Source organism: Kribbella jiaozuonensis, from assembly GCF_005233875.1.
GTDB lineage: Bacteria > Actinomycetota > Actinomycetes > Propionibacteriales > Kribbellaceae > Kribbella > Kribbella jiaozuonensis.
In genome coordinates, this window is the sequence record NZ_SZPZ01000001.1 from 779,696 (window position 1) to 796,314 (window position 16,619).

The 16,619-nt window shown below is 67.5% G+C and carries 17 protein-coding genes; 5 read left to right on the plus strand and 12 right to left on the minus strand.

The window, feature by feature from the left end:
* The first annotated feature begins 163 nt into the window (after positions 1-163).
* Together FDA38_RS03780 and FDA38_RS03785 are read left to right on the plus strand one after the other, a co-directional pair.
* Positions 164-1,747 (plus strand): ABC transporter ATP-binding protein, encoded by a 1,584-nt coding sequence (locus FDA38_RS03780; RefSeq protein ID WP_233714508.1) that lies wholly within the window; start codon positions 164-166, stop codon positions 1,745-1,747.
* On the plus strand, positions 1,744-3,528 hold the full coding sequence (locus FDA38_RS03785) for an ABC transporter ATP-binding protein (RefSeq protein WP_137252654.1): 1,785 nt from the start codon (positions 1,744-1,746) through the stop codon (positions 3,526-3,528). The genes FDA38_RS03780 and FDA38_RS03785 overlap by 4 nt, the downstream gene beginning before the upstream one ends.
* On the opposite strand, the gene FDA38_RS03790 is transcribed toward FDA38_RS03785, so the two are convergent.
* The 8 genes from FDA38_RS03790 to FDA38_RS03825 form a co-directional block, all read right to left on the minus strand.
* Positions 3,476-4,438 (minus strand): DUF2891 domain-containing protein, encoded by a 963-nt coding sequence (locus FDA38_RS03790; protein ID WP_137252655.1) that lies wholly within the window; start codon positions 4,436-4,438, stop codon positions 3,476-3,478. The genes FDA38_RS03785 and FDA38_RS03790 overlap by 53 nt on opposite strands.
* A gap of 10 nt (positions 4,439-4,448) precedes the next feature.
* The gene (locus FDA38_RS03795) at positions 4,449-5,420 is read right to left on the minus strand and encodes a DUF979 domain-containing protein (RefSeq protein ID WP_137252656.1); all 972 of its coding nucleotides are present in this window, start codon (positions 5,418-5,420) and stop codon (positions 4,449-4,451) included.
* On the minus strand, positions 5,417-6,118 hold the full coding sequence (locus FDA38_RS03800; RefSeq protein WP_137252657.1) for a DUF969 domain-containing protein: 702 nt from the start codon (positions 6,116-6,118) through the stop codon (positions 5,417-5,419). The genes FDA38_RS03795 and FDA38_RS03800 overlap by 4 nt, the downstream gene beginning before the upstream one ends.
* A gap of 145 nt (positions 6,119-6,263) precedes the next feature.
* Positions 6,264-6,941, minus strand: a complete 678-nt coding sequence (locus FDA38_RS03805; protein WP_137252658.1) for a uracil-DNA glycosylase — start codon at positions 6,939-6,941, stop codon at positions 6,264-6,266.
* A 140-nt stretch (positions 6,942-7,081) separates the two neighbouring features.
* Positions 7,082-7,633: a DUF1990 family protein gene (locus FDA38_RS03810; RefSeq protein ID WP_137252659.1), complete on the minus strand. Its 552-nt coding sequence runs from the start codon at positions 7,631-7,633 to the stop codon at positions 7,082-7,084.
* A complete protein-coding gene (locus tag FDA38_RS03815) occupies positions 7,630-8,409 on the minus strand; it encodes a YndJ family protein (protein ID WP_137252660.1) in 780 nt (259 codons plus the stop codon). The genes FDA38_RS03810 and FDA38_RS03815 overlap by 4 nt, the downstream gene beginning before the upstream one ends.
* The gene (locus FDA38_RS03820; protein WP_137252661.1) at positions 8,406-9,434 is read right to left on the minus strand and encodes an LCP family protein; all 1,029 of its coding nucleotides are present in this window, start codon (positions 9,432-9,434) and stop codon (positions 8,406-8,408) included. Before FDA38_RS03820 ends, FDA38_RS03815 begins: the two co-directional genes overlap by 4 nt.
* An 83-nt stretch (positions 9,435-9,517) precedes the next feature.
* Positions 9,518-10,321, minus strand: a complete 804-nt coding sequence (locus FDA38_RS03825) for a helix-turn-helix domain-containing protein (protein WP_170989571.1) — start codon at positions 10,319-10,321, stop codon at positions 9,518-9,520.
* A gap of 71 nt (positions 10,322-10,392) precedes the next feature.
* Between FDA38_RS03825 and FDA38_RS03830 the strand changes: the two genes are divergently transcribed.
* A complete protein-coding gene (locus FDA38_RS03830) occupies positions 10,393-11,178 on the plus strand; it encodes a phytanoyl-CoA dioxygenase family protein (RefSeq protein ID WP_137252663.1) in 786 nt (261 codons plus the stop codon).
* 82 nt (positions 11,179-11,260) lie between these two features.
* Positions 11,261-11,554, plus strand: a complete 294-nt coding sequence (locus FDA38_RS03835; protein WP_137252664.1) for an HU family DNA-binding protein — start codon at positions 11,261-11,263, stop codon at positions 11,552-11,554.
* A 4-nt stretch (positions 11,555-11,558) separates the two neighbouring features.
* Here the strand turns inward: FDA38_RS03835 and FDA38_RS42045 are convergent, their stop codons facing one another.
* Positions 11,559-11,726 carry a hypothetical protein gene (locus tag FDA38_RS42045; protein WP_170989572.1) on the minus strand — a complete coding sequence of 56 codons (168 nt, stop codon included), beginning with the start codon at positions 11,724-11,726 and terminating at the stop codon, positions 11,559-11,561.
* Positions 11,727-11,754: 28 nt separating this feature from the next.
* On the minus strand, positions 11,755-12,684 hold the full coding sequence (locus FDA38_RS03840) for an SMP-30/gluconolactonase/LRE family protein (RefSeq protein ID WP_137252665.1): 930 nt from the start codon (positions 12,682-12,684) through the stop codon (positions 11,755-11,757).
* 133 nt (positions 12,685-12,817) lie between these two features.
* On the opposite strand from FDA38_RS03840, the gene FDA38_RS03845 reads away from it, so the two are divergent.
* Positions 12,818-14,761, plus strand: coding sequence for a M13 family metallopeptidase (locus FDA38_RS03845; RefSeq protein WP_137252666.1), 1,944 nt, complete (start codon positions 12,818-12,820; stop codon positions 14,759-14,761).
* 42 nt (positions 14,762-14,803) lie between these two features.
* On the opposite strand, the gene FDA38_RS03850 is transcribed toward FDA38_RS03845, so the two are convergent.
* Positions 14,804-16,117, minus strand: coding sequence for an FAD-binding oxidoreductase (locus tag FDA38_RS03850; RefSeq protein WP_137252667.1), 1,314 nt, complete (start codon positions 16,115-16,117; stop codon positions 14,804-14,806).
* Positions 16,114-16,518 carry a DoxX family protein gene (locus FDA38_RS03855; RefSeq protein ID WP_137252668.1) on the minus strand — a complete coding sequence of 135 codons (405 nt, stop codon included), beginning with the start codon at positions 16,516-16,518 and terminating at the stop codon, positions 16,114-16,116. Before FDA38_RS03855 ends, FDA38_RS03850 begins: the two co-directional genes overlap by 4 nt.
* Between the last annotated feature and the right edge of the window lie 101 nt (positions 16,519-16,619).

The window sequence follows — 16,619 nt, forward strand, 5'->3', positions numbered from 1 at the left end:
GCGAGACTGTTAGGAAAGTTTACTATTAACGCGAGACCGTACGGCGGACAACGGCGGGTGTCAATCGGCGGGTGTCGGTTAGGGTTACCTAACTATGTCCACTGGGGAGCTGTTGAGGCGGGCCGTCCGGCGACATCGGGGCCGGATGATCGCGGGGAGCCTGGTGCTTTCGCTGCATCAGGCGACCGAGGCGGCGGTGCCGGTGGCGATCGGTGTGTTCGTGGACCGGGCGGTGTCGACGGGGCGGTTCGAGCCGCTGCTGTGGTGCGTGCTGATGATGATCGTGCTGTTCGCCGTACTGTCGAACGCCTGGAAGACCGGTGCGCGGCAGGTGGTGTGGGCGATCGAGTACGAGACGCACCTGCTCCGGCTGGAGGTCGCACAGCGCGTGCTGGACCCACGTGGTCACCGGACCGGGCTGCGGTCGGGTGAGCTGCTCTCGATCGCCACATCGGACGCGGAGAAGGCCGCACTGGTGATGCGGGGTCTCTCGGTGGGCGCGGCCGCGTGTACGGCGTTGATCGTGTCGTCGGTGTCGTTGCTGCTGGTCGACGTACCGCTCGGGCTCGGGGTGCTGATCGGCGTACCGCTGCTGATGCTGGGGATCCAGGCGCTGTCGCCGTTGCTGACCCGCCGTACGTCGAGCCAGCAGGAGGCGGTTGCGCAGACGACGGCTCTGGCTACGGACCTGGTCAGCGGGCTGCGGACGTTGCGGGGGATCGGGGCGCAGCACAACGCGGCTGCACGCTACCGGCGCTCGAGCCAGGACACTCTGCACGCTACGTTGCGGGCGGCATCGACCAACGGGTTGCAGGACGGTGTGACGACTGCGCTGAGCGGCCTGCTGCTCGCAGCCGTTGCTGGGGTCGCCGGCTGGTTCGCACTGCACGGCCGGATCACGATCGGCGAGCTGATCACCGTAGTCGGCCTGGCTCAGTTCGTCGCTGAGCCGGTAGGCACCCTCGGCTACGCAAGCCAGATCATCGCCAGAGCCCGCGCATCCGCCGCCCGGCTGGCATCCGTCCTCTCCTCATCGCCAGTCATGCTTGATGGCACCTCGACCGCCATCGACCTTCGTCAGCCTCTCCTCGCAATGGAAGGCGTTTCGCACGGGACGCTCTCCTCGCTCACTCTCGTGCTCCAGCCGGGCGAGTCCGTCGGCGTCCTCTGCTACGACCCCCGCGACGCAGACGCCCTCCTGAACGTCGTGGCGGGACGAGCTCCGGAGCACACCGGCACAGTGCTCGTCGGAGGCACCGCCCTCGAAGAGCTGGACGTTGATGTGCTTCGGCGAACGGTGTTGCTGGAGCGCCACGAGACGGACCTCTTCGAAGGCACGCTCCGCACCAACCTCCTTTCAGAGACCGGCCTGGAGCGCGTGATGACCGCCGCCGGCGCAGCCGACCTCGTCGAAGAGCTGGACCGCCCGCTGGCGGACCGCGGACAGGCGTTGTCAGGTGGGCAGCGTCAACGCATCGGCCTGGCGCGCGCACTCCTGGCCGAACCACCTCTGCTCGTGCTGCACGATCCCAGCACCGCGGTTGATGCCGTCACCGAGGAACTGCTGGCGGAAGGGCTTGCTCAGGAGCGCAACGGCCGGACCACGCTGGTGTTGACGAGCAGCCCGGCCCTGCTGGGGAAGATGGATCGGGTCGTGGTCATCGCCGACGGCGCGGTGGTTGCTGAGGGCATCCATTCCGAGCTCGCCGCGTCAGATGCGGTGTATCAGGAGGCGGTACTGCGATGAACCTGCTTCCTGTTGCCGGTCCGCGGGCGACCTGGGTCGTGCTGTGGCGAGAGATCCGCCGGCTACCGGTCTTGTCCGTGCTGGCTGCTGTGGCGATCACCGGAGCCAGTGCGGCCGGTCTGGTAGCGCCGTGGGCGCTCGGGCAGCTGATCGACAAGATCAGCGAAGGCGACCGGTCCGCGATCGTGCGGGTTGTCGTGATGATCGGCATCGCGGCGGTGCTGTCCGGCGTACTGACTGCGGTTGGTGTGACGCTCGTGGCGCGGGTCGGCGAGACCGTGCTGGCGCGGATCCGCGAGAAGGTACTTGATCGAGTCCTGCAGTTGCCTGCACCGGTGTTGGAGAAGGTGCGGACGGGCGATCTGCTGTCACGCGTGGGTGACGATGTGGCTTCGGTCGCGTCGGCGTTGACGGAGGTCGGGCCGTCGGTGCTCGGTGCGGCGCTGACGATCGTGTTGACCGTGGGCGGGATGTTCGCGCTCGACTGGCGGCTCGGCCTGGCCGGGTTGCTCGCCGTACCGATGTATCTCCTCGCGCTGCGGTGGTATCTGCGGCGGTCGGCGCCGTACTACAAGCAGGAGCGGGTGGCGCTGGGTGAGCGGTCCGAAGCGATCATCGCGTCGTTGCGGGGGAGCGCGACGGTCCGTGCGTACCAGCTGGAAGACCGGCAGCTGGAGAAGATCCGGGAGACGTCGGGGACGGCGCGGGACATCTCGATCACGGTGTTCCGGCTGTTCAGCTTCTTCTCGGCGCGGATCAACCATGCCGAGTTCACCGGGCTGACTGCGATCCTGGTGACCGGGTTCTTCCTGGTGCGTGCCGACGCGGTGACCGTGGGCGCGGTGACGGCGGCGGCGTTGTACTTCCACCGGTTGTTCAATCCGGTCAACGTCGTACTGATGGAGTTCGACCAGATCCAGACCGCGGCCGCGGGCATGTCCCGCTTGGCCGGCGTACTCGAGATCGAGCCCACACCCGAGCCTGCCGACAGTCTCGACCCAGCCGACGCGTCACTTGAGCTCGAGAGCATTGGCCACAGCTACGACGGTCCTGAGGTTGTGGCAGGGGTATCACTCCGCTTCGAACCAGGTGAAAGAGTCGCACTGGTCGGAGCGAGCGGCGCCGGCAAGACCACGTTGGCCGCCATCGCAGCAGGCGTTCTCGCGCCGACAGTCGGCACGGTGAAGCTCGGCGGCGTGGACATCCGCGACCTCGGCGAGGACCGGACCCGTGCACAGGTCGCGCTGCTCAGCCAAGAGGTGCACGTCTTCTCCGGCCCATTGGTCGAGGACGTACGGCTAGCACGACCTGCTGCAACGGCCGACGAGGTCGAAGCAGCACTCGACCGGGTTGGGGCGTTGGCGTGGGTGCGGGCGCTACCCGACGGCCTGGACACCGTGGTGGGCGAGAACGGGCATCAGCTGACCGGTGCGCAGGCGCAGCAGCTCGCCTTCGCTCGGCTGGTACTGGCTGATCCGCCAGTCGCCGTGCTGGATGAGGCGACCGCGGAAGCGGGTAGTGCGGGCGCACGCGAGCTGGAGCGAGCCAGCGCGGCCGCGACTCTCGGCCGGACCACGCTGGTCGTCGCGCATCGATTGACGCAGGCCGAGCAGGCAGACCGGATCGTCGTACTCGATCACGGGCGAGTCGTTGAGTCCGGAACACATGCGGCGTTGCTGGCAGCCGGTGGGCGCTACGCGCAGCTATGGCGTAGCTGGACCGGAACGTCTACGCCTGATCGGCCAGGAGGGCGAACGACACCAGCCAATGTGTCGACATGAAATCCCCACCGGTGACGGTCGGCAGCACTGCCTCGACCTGACGATCCGCACCTTCGCGCAGCACTGAGGCCACGTCAGGCAGAGCAGGTGCGATCGTCCGCAACTGCCAAGCCCGACTCAACGCCAGGCCGGACAAGTGCGCCAGCTGCCCGTCTCCGGAGTTGTCGGTCACCGGCACTTCCAGCAGGTGCTGATGAGCGTCCTTCCCCAGTCCCGGGAGGAACGCGGACAGCCAGCTCGCGAATTCGGCCTCCGGCAACACCCGGCGCATCAACTCCGCCTCGGACAACGCCGGCGACAAGAAGTCTGTGCCGGACGGCTCGAACCTCGTGTCGTACGCCGTGTCCTGCCCGAACCACTCCACCGCCCGAGCGTGAACGGCGTCGACCACATCCGCCCGCCCGAGCTCGTCGTACGCCTCGAACAACAAGGCAAGCGCGAACGCCGTATTGAGATGCACGCCGTGCCGTACCGGGTAGGCCTGCTTCGGCAACCAGGCGAGTACTAGGTCCGCGATGACTTCGCCGAGCGGGCTCAGCGCATCCGCCCACTTGGTCTCACGACCGGCGGCCACCAGCATCGCCGCCCAGGCCCAGCCGTACGGGCGTTCGTACGACGGCCGGTCCCGCAGGTACGCCGCCTCGGTGGCGATCGCCTCCGGTGTCAGGCGCCGATCGAGTACTTCGATCGGACGCCGGCCGACCTGGTCCGGCGCCAGTGCGAGCAACCGGACCAGGGACCACTGCATGTGCGCGCTGGAGTGCCAGTCGTACGACCCGTGGAAGGCAGGGTGCAGGCGATCCGGGGTCACGTCCACGTCGTCCGGGCCGGTCGACGCGTGCGCAGCGCCGTACGGGTACGGCGTTTCGAGCACCTCACAGGCGATGTCGGCCCAGGCGGCGTACTCCATCGAGAACTCCTTAGAAAGCGAAGACGTACATGATGACGATGTTGCAGGCGAGGAGCGGGACAGCTGTCGGGATCTGGGCCTTGATCGGCCCGTACTGATCCTTCATCTCCAGTAGTGCCGCTGGAACGAGGTTGAAGTTGGCGGCCATCGGCGTACAGAGCGTGCCGCAGAATCCGGCCAGCATGCCGACCGCGAAGATGACCGCCGGGGTGCCGTGGAACTGCTCGTGCAGCAGCGGCCAGCCGACCGCGGCCGTCATCACCGGGAACGCCGCGAACGCGTTGCCCATGATGATCGTGAAGATCGCCATGCCGATGCAGTACAGCGCGACCGCGGCGATCAGCGAGCCCTTGGGAATCAGGTGATCCGTGACCCGACCGACTGCCTTGCCGACCCCGGACGCGTTGAACAGCAGGCCGAGCGTGGCCAGCATCTGCGGCAGGATCGCCGCCCAGCCGATGTGCTCGAGCAGCCTGCGGCCTTCGTGCAGTGGTACTGCGGGGCTCTTCGGCTTGAGCAGGACCATGCCGACGATCAGGGCGAGGATCGACGCGACGCCGAGGCCGATGATGGTCGCGGAGCCGGACTCCAGCAGCAGCTGGCCGCTGCCGAGCTTCACCTTCGCGAGCCACGCGCCGAAGATCGCCGCGACCACCGGAATCACCAGTGCGGGCAGGAACAGCTTGTTGCCGAACCGGTCCGCGAGGTGCACGCGCTCGGCCGGTGTCGTCGTACGCTCCTCGCCCTTGCCCGGGAAGCCCGAGCCGGCCAGGACTGCCAGGCCGATCACGGCGATGCCGAGCAGCCAGGACGGCGCCTGCTTGTGCACCACGAGCGTGCCGTAGCCGAACGAGAGGCCGAGGATGCCCCAGAACGCCGCGCTGCCGAGTCGCTTGGGGTTGGTGCGGTCGTTCAGCACCTGCAGCGCGATCAGCACGAAGAAGATCCCGCAGAGCCAGTAGAACCACTCGACCTTGATCATCGGGCCGCCTCCTTGGCCGCGGCCCGGTTCTCGGCGGCGAGCTTGTCCAGCTTCCGATCGAGCAGGAGCAATCGGGTGCCGTGGATGAGCAGGGCGCAGATACCGGTCGGGATCGCCCAGAGCGCGATGTCGATCGCCTCCAGGTGCAGGCCGTACGTCGTGTCGACGAAACCGGTGATCAGCAGGATCGAGCCGATCGCGACGAAGATGTCCTCACCGAAGAACAACCCGACGGTGTCGGCACTGGCCGCGAAGCCCTTGATCTTCTCCTGGATCTTCTCCGGGAGCTTGCCGTAGCGGCGTTCCGCGGCGCCGGCGGCCATCGGGTGGATGAGCGGGCGGACCGCCTGCGCGGGACCGCCGATGCTGGTCAGGCCGAGGGCCGCGGTGCCCTGCCGGATCAGTAGGTAGATGGCCAGCAAGCGGCCGGTGGTGAGGATCTGGAGTTTGCTGATCAGCTTCCGGGCCTGGTGTTGCAGGCCGTAGCGCTCGATCAGTCCGATGACGGGCAGGGTGACGATGAAGACGGTGACGGACCGGCTGCCGGCGAAACCGTCGCCGAACGCGTTCAGGATCTTGACCGGAGACAGGCCGCCGATCAGGCCGGCCACGATCCCGGCCGCGGTGACGACCAGCATCGAGTTGATCCGGAGGGCGAACCCGACGACTACCACCGCAATGGCGAGCAGAACCCACATGGTTCCTCCCGGGGGGAGAGGGCGATTCCGCTCACCATAGGAGATTGTTGAACGATCCTGCAATGGATCATTCGAACAAATTGTCCGACCATGTCAGAACGCGCCGTGACCACGAGGGTCCGGCGCGTTATCGGTTCGGGGTTGTTTAGGGCAGGCGCCAGTCGACCGGAGTCGCGCCCTGCTGCTCGAGGAGCGCGTTGACCCGGCTGAACGGGCGGGAGCCGAAGAAGCCCCGGTCGGCGGACATCGGGCTCGGGTGCGCGCTCTCGACGTACGGTGTGGTGCCGAGCATCGGCTTGAGGGTCTGGGCGTCGCGACCCCACAGGATCGCGACCAGTGGGCCGCCGCGGTCGACCAGCGCGTGGATCGCCTGCTCGGTGACGCTCTCCCAGCCCTTGCCGCGGTGCGCACCGGACTTGCCCGGCTGCACGGTCAGCACTCTGTTGAGCATCAGCACGCCCTGCTCGGCCCACGGCGTCAGATCACCGTTGGACGGAGCCGGTACGCCGACGTCCGCCATCAGCTCGCGGTAGATGTTCGCCAGACTCCGCGGGATCGGCCGTACGTCGGGAGCCACCGAGAAGCTGAGCCCCACCGGGTGTCCAGGCGTCGGGTACGGGTCCTGGCCGACGACCAGCACCTTCACCTGCTGCAGCGGCTGCTGGAACGCTCGCAACACGTTCTCACCCGCCGGCAGATAGGCCCGCCCGGCGGCGATCTCGCCGCGCAGGAACTCACCCATCTTCGCGACCGTGTCCTCGACCGGCGCCAAAGCATCGGCCCAGTCCGGCGTCACCAGATCCGTCAGCGTCTTGGGACTCACCCGCGACAGTTTTGCAGCACCACGACCTGCTGTGCACCCCGGGTTGTCGCTCACTGTTCGCGTGTCGCTCAAACGCTGGTGTTGCTACGGAGGGTACAAAGGACGCGGCCCCGCAAAGGTATGAGCTTGCGGGGCCTTTGCTATCGGGTCGCCAGCTGTTGCAGTGCGTTGGCGTAGCGGCGGGCGGCGTAGTGCTGGGCTTTGCGGGTGACGGGGCCGGCCAGGCGGGTGTACCAGGTGGCGCCGCGGCTGTAGGCGCGGACGGTGAAGTAGATGCCGTCGGGGTCGCGGGTGACGATGAAGGACTCCTCACCGGACTCGGGGTGGCCTTGGAGGGTGCCGTACGCGAAGCCGATGCGGTCCGGTTCGTTGACGGTCCAGACGACTCGGCACGGGACCGGTAGGCCGATGCCGTCGAGTGGCGATCGGCCGATCAGCAGACCCGGTCCTAGGCGGCCGAGGGAGTTGCTGCCGAGCTGTGCGGTTGTGTCAGTCGCAGTCATCGGCAGTCCGGCCGCGGGTTGCATCCGCCAGCTCAGCAACGCGTCGGCCGCCCGTTGGAACACCTCGTCTCCGGTGCCGATCCGCTGGCGGTACTCCAGGCGGTGGTAGCCCGCGGGCGTCTCGACGTACCGCGTCGAGCCCACGACGTCGTACGTCAACTGCAGCCCCGCCAGGTCTTCCAGCTTCATCCGGCCTCTTCCCGTCGCATCGCCAGTACGCCGCACAGCGCGAACCCGACCGCGTTCGCCACACCGTGCGTCGCAACCATCCACTCCAACGGTAGATACGGCGTATCCACCACGTGCCCCAACGCCCAGCTGACCGCCAACAGCATCGTGACCACGAGCACGGATCCCGACACCACTAGCAGGATCGCAGTACTGCGGTCAGCTCGCCGCGACCGACGCCACAGGCTCCAGCCGACCAGCCACATCCCAGCGGTCAGCACGACGGCCCCTGCGAGCTCAACGGGGTCACCGAGGAAGAACCCCAGCAGAACGAGTCCAGTGCCCAGCGGGACACTGACGGCTGCCAGACCGTCTGCAGACAGGTACGCCATCAGTGCGGCCGCAAAGCCCGCGAAGTGGAAGTGGGCGACCGTCAGCGACAGCACAGTGAGGTTGAAGCCGAACAGCTCGTACGACGAACGCTCGGCGACCAGTGCGAGCGCTGCGATCGACGGGGTGACCAGTGCGGTGTACAAGGCGATCTGCCGCGTTTGCAGCGCTCTGTGGCTCAGGAAGTGCCGTGCGGCCAACGCGATCAGGACAACCGTGCCGGCGAAGTAGACCGAGGCCAGGGTGATCGAGACTGCGCCGCGCGGTAGCCAGAGCGACACAGCACCGGGAACGGCGAACGCGAACCACCAGCGGGTGCTGGTGGTTCGCGTCGGGAGCAGAGTGAGTCCGAGAGGTACGACGATGAGCATCCCCAGGCTCACCACCGCATGGACGAGGAGGATCAACTGCTCTTCAGGCCGCTGGTGTTGTCCTGCTTGATCGCGTTGAAGAGCGCCGTGGCCTTCTTCGTGTCCCACTTCACCGCGTCACCGCGGTTGCAGCACAGCTGGTAGTTGTCGTCACTCGTCGGCACGCTCAACGCCACGCCGCCGCTGCCGGAGATCGCCTTCATGCCGCGGGCGAACCGGACGAAGTCCAGCAGGCTCATGTCCTTGTCGACGGTGAGGGCGTCGACGCCCTTGGTGGCGACGTTGTAGTACCGGATCGGGTTCAGGAACGTCGACGGCGAGGCGGCCTTCTTCGCGACGGCGCCGACCATCTGCCGCTGCCGCTCGGTCCGGCCGAAGTCGTTCTTGCCGTCGGCATGCCGGGACCGGACGTACCCGAGCGCCTTCACGCCGTCGAGCTGCTGGCACCCGGCCGGCAGGTTGATATGCGCCTTGTCGTCATTCATTGCCTTCGGCAAGCACATCTCGATCCCGCCGATGCTGTCGATGACCGAGGCGAAGCCGCCGAACCCGACCTCGACATAGTGGTCGATGCGCAGCCCGGTGTTGTTCTCGATCGTCTGGATCAGCAGCGCCGGACCCTTGTTGAAGGCGGCGTTGATCTTCTGCTTGCCCTGGACGCCCGGGATGTTGACCGCGCTGTCACGCGGGATGCTGATCAGCACCGTCGGCCCGGACTTCGGGACATGCATCAGCATGATCGAGTCGGTCCGGGCCGGCCCGGCGTTGCCGCCGGTGTGCAGCCGGGCACGCTCGGCCCGGCTGAGGTTCTCCCGGGCGTCCGATCCGACCATCAGGTACGTCGTACCGGAGGTCTCGGCGGGTCGCTGTCCGGTCGGCATCGCCTCGATCTTGTCGATCCGGCTCCACGCGTACAGCGGGACCGCGATCAGCATGAGAACGAACAGCAGGACGATCAGTCCGACGGTGCGGAGGAACCAGTTGCGTCGCTTCTTCGGCTTACCTGCCGACTTGGGCGACCGGTTCGCGTATCGCGGGTCGATGGGCTGCGTTTCACTCATAGCCAAGACCGTATCGGTGCCCGGCCCGCGACACGTCACCCCACTGAATGGTTTTACACGTCGGAAAGTAGGTCCCGCCTCCGTCAAAGGGAGGAAATCGGCGCCGAGAGCGAACCAGATCGCCGGAACGCGCCGGGCGACATCCCAACCCTGGCGGTGAACAAGCGGGTGAAGTACGCCGGATCGTCGTACCCGACCCGCCTGGCGACCGCTGCGACCGGCAGGTCCTCCTCGGCGAGCAAAACCTTTGCATTGCTGAGTCTTGTGGTCAGGACCAGTTCATGTGGGGTTGAGCCTGTCGTACGCCGTACGGCGTCGCGCAGCTCCTTCACGGTGAGACCGAGCTCACTCGCGTAGTCCTGAACGCTCATCGGCGTACTGGCGAGCTCCGCAAGCTGTGCGGCGACGTCGTCACCTGTAGTGGTCGCAGCTGCGGCGAGCACGTCGTACAGAGCACTTGCGAGCTGCACGGGGTTGTGCTGCGTGCTGACGCGCAGCAGTCGGCTGAACGCGCGGTCGACCGGACGCGCGTCAGCGAAATGGCGGACTGGTCGGCTGACGTCCAAGTGGCCGAGTGTTGTGAGTGCTTCGACGGCTGAGCCGCTGAAGAGGGTCCACGCCTGACGCCACCTCGTAGTCGGCCGGTAGCGGTGCAGGACGCCGGGGAAGAGCCACAGCATCGCAGGTGCTCGTACCTCGTGCAGTTGGCGGTCAGGTCCGTGTTGCAGCTGACCGCGGCCCTCCTTGAGCCAGACGAGCGCGTGGCAGCCGAGAGCGCGTTCTCGCGTGTTCTCCGAACCATGTGTCTGCTCGCCGGCGCCGAGGCAGAAGAGTCCAAGCTGGCGCTCGATAGCACCTGGAGTCAGGTAGATCGACCAGTCCGGCACGTCACAAGAGTCCAAGAAGCTCGGCACTGTTGTCCATTCCGCTCGCTGGAGGCGTTGGGTGGAATGGACGTGTGCTGACGTCTAACGGATATGTGCTGGATGAGCAGCGGCTGGGTCAACTGGTCGCCGTACCCTTCGAGCAGCGTGGTGATCGGTCTCTGTTGCGGTCCCGGCTGCAGCGGGACGGGTACCTGTTCCTGACCGGATTGCTGGACCCCGCGGTCGTGCAGGAGTTCCGCGAGTACTACTTCGGGTTGACGGGTGCTGCGGCGGACAGAGCGTCGTACCGGAAGGTGTTGTTCGGGGAGATCGTGCCCGGACCGGAGTACGCCGCCTTCTGTGCGCAGCCGGCGTTGAAGGGCTGGTTCGAGTGGTTCCTCGGCGGTACGCCGTTCCTGCACCGGCGCAAGATCATCCGGCAGACCGCGCCGGGCGAGAACGGCATAGGTACGGCGACGCAGGCGCACTACGACCTCGTGTACCTGCGGGACGGGACCGACCAGGTGCTGTCCGCCTGGATCCCGCTGGGTGACTGTCCGGTCAGCCGCGGCGGACTGACCTATCTGCAGGGCAGCCACCACCGGGTGCTCGAGGAGGAGGCTGCCGGGCGGCTCAAGAGGCCTGCGGCGTCTATCACCGCGGACCTGCCCACTCTGGCGGAGGAGTACGACGCCAACTGGCTGGTCGCCGACTATGCGGCTGGGGACGTGGTTGTCCACACCGCGCACACCGTCCATGCCGCCTTGGACAACGTGTCGACCGAGCTACGGTTGTCGACGGACATCCGGTACCAGCTCGCCGGCGACGCGATCGACGCCCGCTGGCAGAACCACTGGCACGATCGGGACGGTTTGTGACCGATATCCGGAACCTTCTCGCTAACGACATTCATTTCGGTTAAGGTGCCGCTCGGAAGTCGAACCGAGTCTGAGGAGAGCCGTGAACCGGAATGAACTGATCGCCGGCGTGGCACACAAGGCGGGCATCCCGCGGAACCAGGCCGAGAAGGTCCTCGACGCCCTCGGCGACGTCGTCACCGAGGCCGTGCAGCGCGGTGACAAGGTGTCGCTGACCGGCCTGCTCAGCATCGAGCGCGTGCTGCGCGCCCCGCGGACCGGCCGCAATCCGCAGACCGGTGAGCCGCTGTCGATCCCGGCCGGGTACTCCGTGCGCCTGTCGTGCGGAAGCCGCCTCAAGGCCGCGGCCCGAGGCAACCTCCGCACTGCGAGCTGAGCTACTAGGGCGCCAGGAACCTGATCTGGTCGCAGTGGCCGTCGTCGACGGAGTGCTTGACAACTGTGGGACCTGGTCCGGGCGGTGCCGCGGCCGCGGCGGACGACGTGGTGATGCCGCCCAGCAGAAGTGCTGACAGCCCGATGACAGCTGTGATGGTGGGTTTGCTCATGTTTCCTCCTCAACCAAGGTAGGACGATTCACCGCACTCGGGAACGGCTCACCGCGGTCACCCAGTACGGCGTGGTCGGAGTCGGCGGCGTGGCGAAGCGGGCGTTCGGCAGGTACAGGCGGTTCCCGAAGGCGGCGACCGTCGTGGGTACGTCGAAGTCCGGGCTGGTGATCTGGTCGACCACCGTGCCCTTGGTGCCGGATTTGTTCAGCGTCAGGACCGAGATCTGGTTCGAGCGGTTCTGGACGACGTACAGCGTGCGGCCGATCAGCAGCAGGCCGTCACCGTTGGTCATCAGTGCGTCGCCGATGTCGATCCGCCGGGCCACGCCGGTGCGCGGGTCCACCCGGAGCAGGAAGCCGGTCGACGACTGGACCATGATCAGTGCGCGGCCGTCCGGCGTGAGCGAGATGCCGTTCGCGTTGTTGCCGGGCAGGTGCTGGTAGTCGCCGCTGAGCGGGATCGTCTGTGGCTTCGCGTTCAGCCGGCGCAGCGAGACCTTGTAGAAGACGGGCTGTTGTGAGTCGGTGAAGTACGCCGCGTCCTTGCCGAGGATGACGTCGTTCACGAAGGTCGGGGTCGCGGTCGTGAACGTGTAGCTGGCCAGGACCTTGCCGGTCCGGGTGTCGATCACGCGGCCGTTCCCACCGGCGGCACCGGCGACGAAGAGCCGGCCGAAGCGGTCCACCTTCATCCCGAGCGATCCGGTGCCCGGGCCTTGGCTGATCACCTTGCCCCGTCCGGTCCGCAGGTCGGCTGCATAGATGTCCCCGTCGGCACGCGAGCCGAAGTACGCCGTACCGCGGGCGATCGCGATGCCTTCGGGCTGGAACCCGTTGGGCAACTCGATCCGGGTCGGGAAGGAAGTCGTTGGAGCAGCGGTTGCTGCCGAGGTGCTCACGAGCCCGAGCACTACGGCGGTGAGCAGTGTGGTGAGTCGACGGACGAGGTGTGGCATTTGGCGGGGTCCTCCCTGATCCGTGTTCTTTACCTGGGAGAACGGCTGGGTCCTGTGGATAGTTCAGACCGGCCTGATCGCGAACCGGGTATGTTCGCTGGCAGCAACTGGAACTGGGACAAAGGGGTCAGGGATGACAGCAGGAATCGACAGCTCGGCGGCGACCGGCGCGGTGCGGCCGCAGGACGACCTGTACCGGTTCGTGAACGGGACGTGGCTGGCTGAGCACGAGATTCCCGCGGACAAGGCGATCCACGGCGCGTTCCACGCGCTCTGGGACACCGCGGAGCAGGACGTCCGGGCGATCGTCGAGAAGACCGCCGCGGCCGGCCACCCGGAGGGCAGCGAGCCGCGGAAGATCGCCGACCTCTACACGAGCTTCATGGACACCGAAACGATCGAGCGGCTGGGTGCCGAGCCGATCGCCGACCAGCTCGCGTTGGTCCGCGACGCCAAGGATCTGGCCGGTCTGGTCTCGGTCCTCGGGCAGCTCGAGCTGCAGGGCGTGCCGGGCGTCTTCCACTACTGGGTCGACGCCGACGCCAAGAAGTCCGACGAGAACATCGTCCATCTCACCCAGGGCGGCCTCAGCCTGCCCGACGAGTCGTACTACCACGACGACAACTTCGCCGAGATCCGTGCGGCGTACGTCGCGCATGTGGCGAAGCTGCTCGAGCTGGCCGGACTGCCGGACCCGGCCGGGTCCGCGGCGCGGATCCTCGAGCTCGAGACCCGGATCGCCGACGGCCACTGGGACCGGGTGAAGGACCGGGATGTGCAGCTGACCTACAACAAGCTCGACCGGGCCGGGCTCGAGGAGCTCACGCCGGGCTTCGACTGGTCGACCTGGCTGGCGGGCGCGGGTGTGCCGGAGAGCGCGTTCGCGCAGGTCGTCGTGCGCGAGCCGGACTTCCTCACCGCCGCTGCGGCCGCGTTGCAGGAGGTTGAGCTGGACCGGTGGAAGGAGTGGCTGAGCTGGCGAATCGTGCACAGCGCGGCGCCGCTGCTGAGCCAGGCGTTCGTCGACGAGAACTTCGCCTTCTACGGCAAGACCCTGACCGGTGCGCCCGAGCTGCGTGAGCGCTGGAAGCGCGGGGTCGGCGCGGTCGAGCAGTCGCTGGGCGAAGCCCTCGGCAAGCTGTACGTCGCCGAGCACTTCCCGCCGTCCGCCAAGGCCCGCATGGTCGACCTGGTGCAGAACCTGGTCGCTGCGTACCGGCAGCGGATCGAGGCGCTGGACTGGATGGGCCCGGAGACCCGGCAGCGGGCGCTCGACAAGCTCGGCACCTTCGTGCCGAAGATCGGGTACCCGGACGAGTGGAAGGACTACTCCGCTCTCGAGGTCGACCCGGCAGACCTGTTCGGCAACGTTCGCCGTTCGGTCGAGGTGGAGACCGCGCGGGACCTGGCCAAGCTCGGTCAGCCCGTCGACCGCAACGAGTGGAAGATGACGCCGCAGACGGTCAACGCGTACTACAACCCGCGGATGAACGAGATCGTCTTCCCGGCCGGCATCCTGCAGCCGCCGTTCTTCGACCTCGACGCCGACGACGCGACCAACTACGGCGCGATCGGCGCGGTGATCGGGCACGAGATCGGCCACGGCTTCGACGACCAGGGCTCGCGGTACGACGGCGACGGCAACCTGAACGACTGGTGGACCGACGAGGACCGCGCCGCCTTCGAGCAGCGCACCGACAAGCTCGTCGCGCAGTACGACGCCCTCGAGCCGGCCGAGACTCCCGGTCAGAAGGTCAACGGCAAGCTGACTCTGGGCGAGAACATCGGCGACCTGGGCGGACTCTCGATCGCCTACGTGGCATACGAGCTCTCGCAGGGCGGAGCCGAGCCGGACGAGGCCGGTAGCGAACGCTTCTTCTCGGCTTGGGCGCATGCCTGGGCGACGAAGACCCGACCGGAGGAGGCTGCTCGGCGGTTGACTATCGACCCGCATTCGCCGCCGGAGTTCCGATGCAACGCCGTCGTGAAGAACATCGACGCCTTCCACACGACGTACGACGTCCAAGACGGCGACGGCATGTGGCTGGCCCCCGAGGACCGCGTCCGCATCTGGTGATCCCTGTTGCGCGCCGGCCGGCCAACTCCCGGCCGGCGCGCCTCACCGATGCAATGCCGTTTGGGTGAAGACGTTGTGGGGGTCGTAGGTGTCTTTGACCTGGAGCAGGCGGGCCAGCTTCTCCGGGGAGTAGGCACGGTGCACGGCGGTGGGATCCTCGTCGGCGATGGTGTTGACGTAGCTGCCGCTGGTGTAGGGCTCGAGACCCGCGGCGTAGGTTCGCGCCGCGGTGATGCGGGCCTCGTCCTCGCCGGGATCGCTCCAGTCGTCGCCGGTGGTGAACTCGACGAGCGCGTCGCGGTGGCTGTACGCCGTCTCCCCGTCCGGTACGTCGGCGACTGCGCCGCCGCACAGCGTCAACCGTGCTCCCGGATTGTTGTCCGAGGCAAGGAACGCGTCGATGGCGGCGTCCGGCAAGGACCGCAGGTAATGCCCTTTGCAGTAGCGGCGTAGGGCGTGGCGTTCGACGTCGTCCGACTGGGTCTGCAGGTCCAGGTAGCTGAGCTCCTTGATCCGCCAGGCGACCGGCTTGCCGATCCGTTCGTACGACGCGAGGTGCCGTAGACCCTCCTCGACATCGCCGACCCACACGTAGCCGATGCTCGCGACCAGGCGCCCGCCGTACTCGTCGCGTCGGCCGATCCGGGCGACCGGGGTGGCCTGGCGTGGGGTGTCCGCGAACAGGTCCCGCCAGCTTCGGAGCGCCGTACCGGCATCTTCCAGTTCGTAGAACAGGTCGACGGTCAACGCCTGGGTCCCGACCGGATGCAGGCGGAACTCGAACGCAGTCACGACGCCGAAGCTCCCGCCTCCACCGCGCAATGCCCAGAAGAGGTCCGGGTGCTCGGTCTCGCTGACCCGCAGTACGACGCCGTCCGCGGTGACCAGTTCGAACGACGCCACGTTGTCGCACGTCAGCCCGTACGCGCGGGCCAGCCAGCCGACCCCACCGCCCAGGGTGAGACCGCCGACACCGGTGTGCGAGACGTTGCCGGCCGTGGTCGCCAGCCCGTACCGCTGACTGGCGACATCGAGTGCGCCCAGCAGCGCGCCGCCGCCGACGCGGGCTCGGCGGCTGACGGGGTCGACCTGGACCGAGTTCAGTGCGGACAGGTCGAGCAGCAGGCCGTCCTCGACCACCGGCAGCCCGAGGAAGCTGTGACCGCCGCCGCGAACCCCGATCGCCAGCCCGGCGTCCCGGCCGTGGCGCAGTGCCGCAACAACGTCCGCCGTACTCGAGCAGCGCGCGATCAAGGCCGGTCGCCGGTCGACCATCGCATTCCAGACCGCCCGGCCGGAGTCGTAGTCCGGATCCCCCGGCCGGGTCAGGAGTCCGTCGAACGCCGTGATCGTCATCGCCGGACCAGCCCTCGAGTTGCCGCGAGGATCGACTCCCGGCGGAACCAGGCGATGACGGCCGCCACCAGCAGGTAGCCGATCGGAATCGCCGGTGAGGCGCCCAGCGCGACGATGTTCGTGAGCGTCGCGCCGACCATCAGCATCGCCAGGCCGAGCGCGGCGAGACCGCACAACCGCGGTACGAGCAGACCGATCGCGCCGGCGAGTTCGAGCGCACCGACCACGTCCCGCAACCACTGACCGGCGCCGACCGCGTTGAAGAGGTCGACCATCACCGGGTCTCCGGTCAGTTTCGGCAGGCTCGCCATCACGAACATCGCCGCCAGCACCACCTGCGCCACCCACAGCACCACCACGCCCGGCCGGACCCTGCGCGTGGTTGTCGTCGCTGTACTCATCACTGCCTCCAAGGGTTTGTTCTGGTACGACGACCCTCGCGCCGGCGACCCGCGACCCACATCCGTGCCGACCACGGATCCACCACTGATCCGGCACGGCA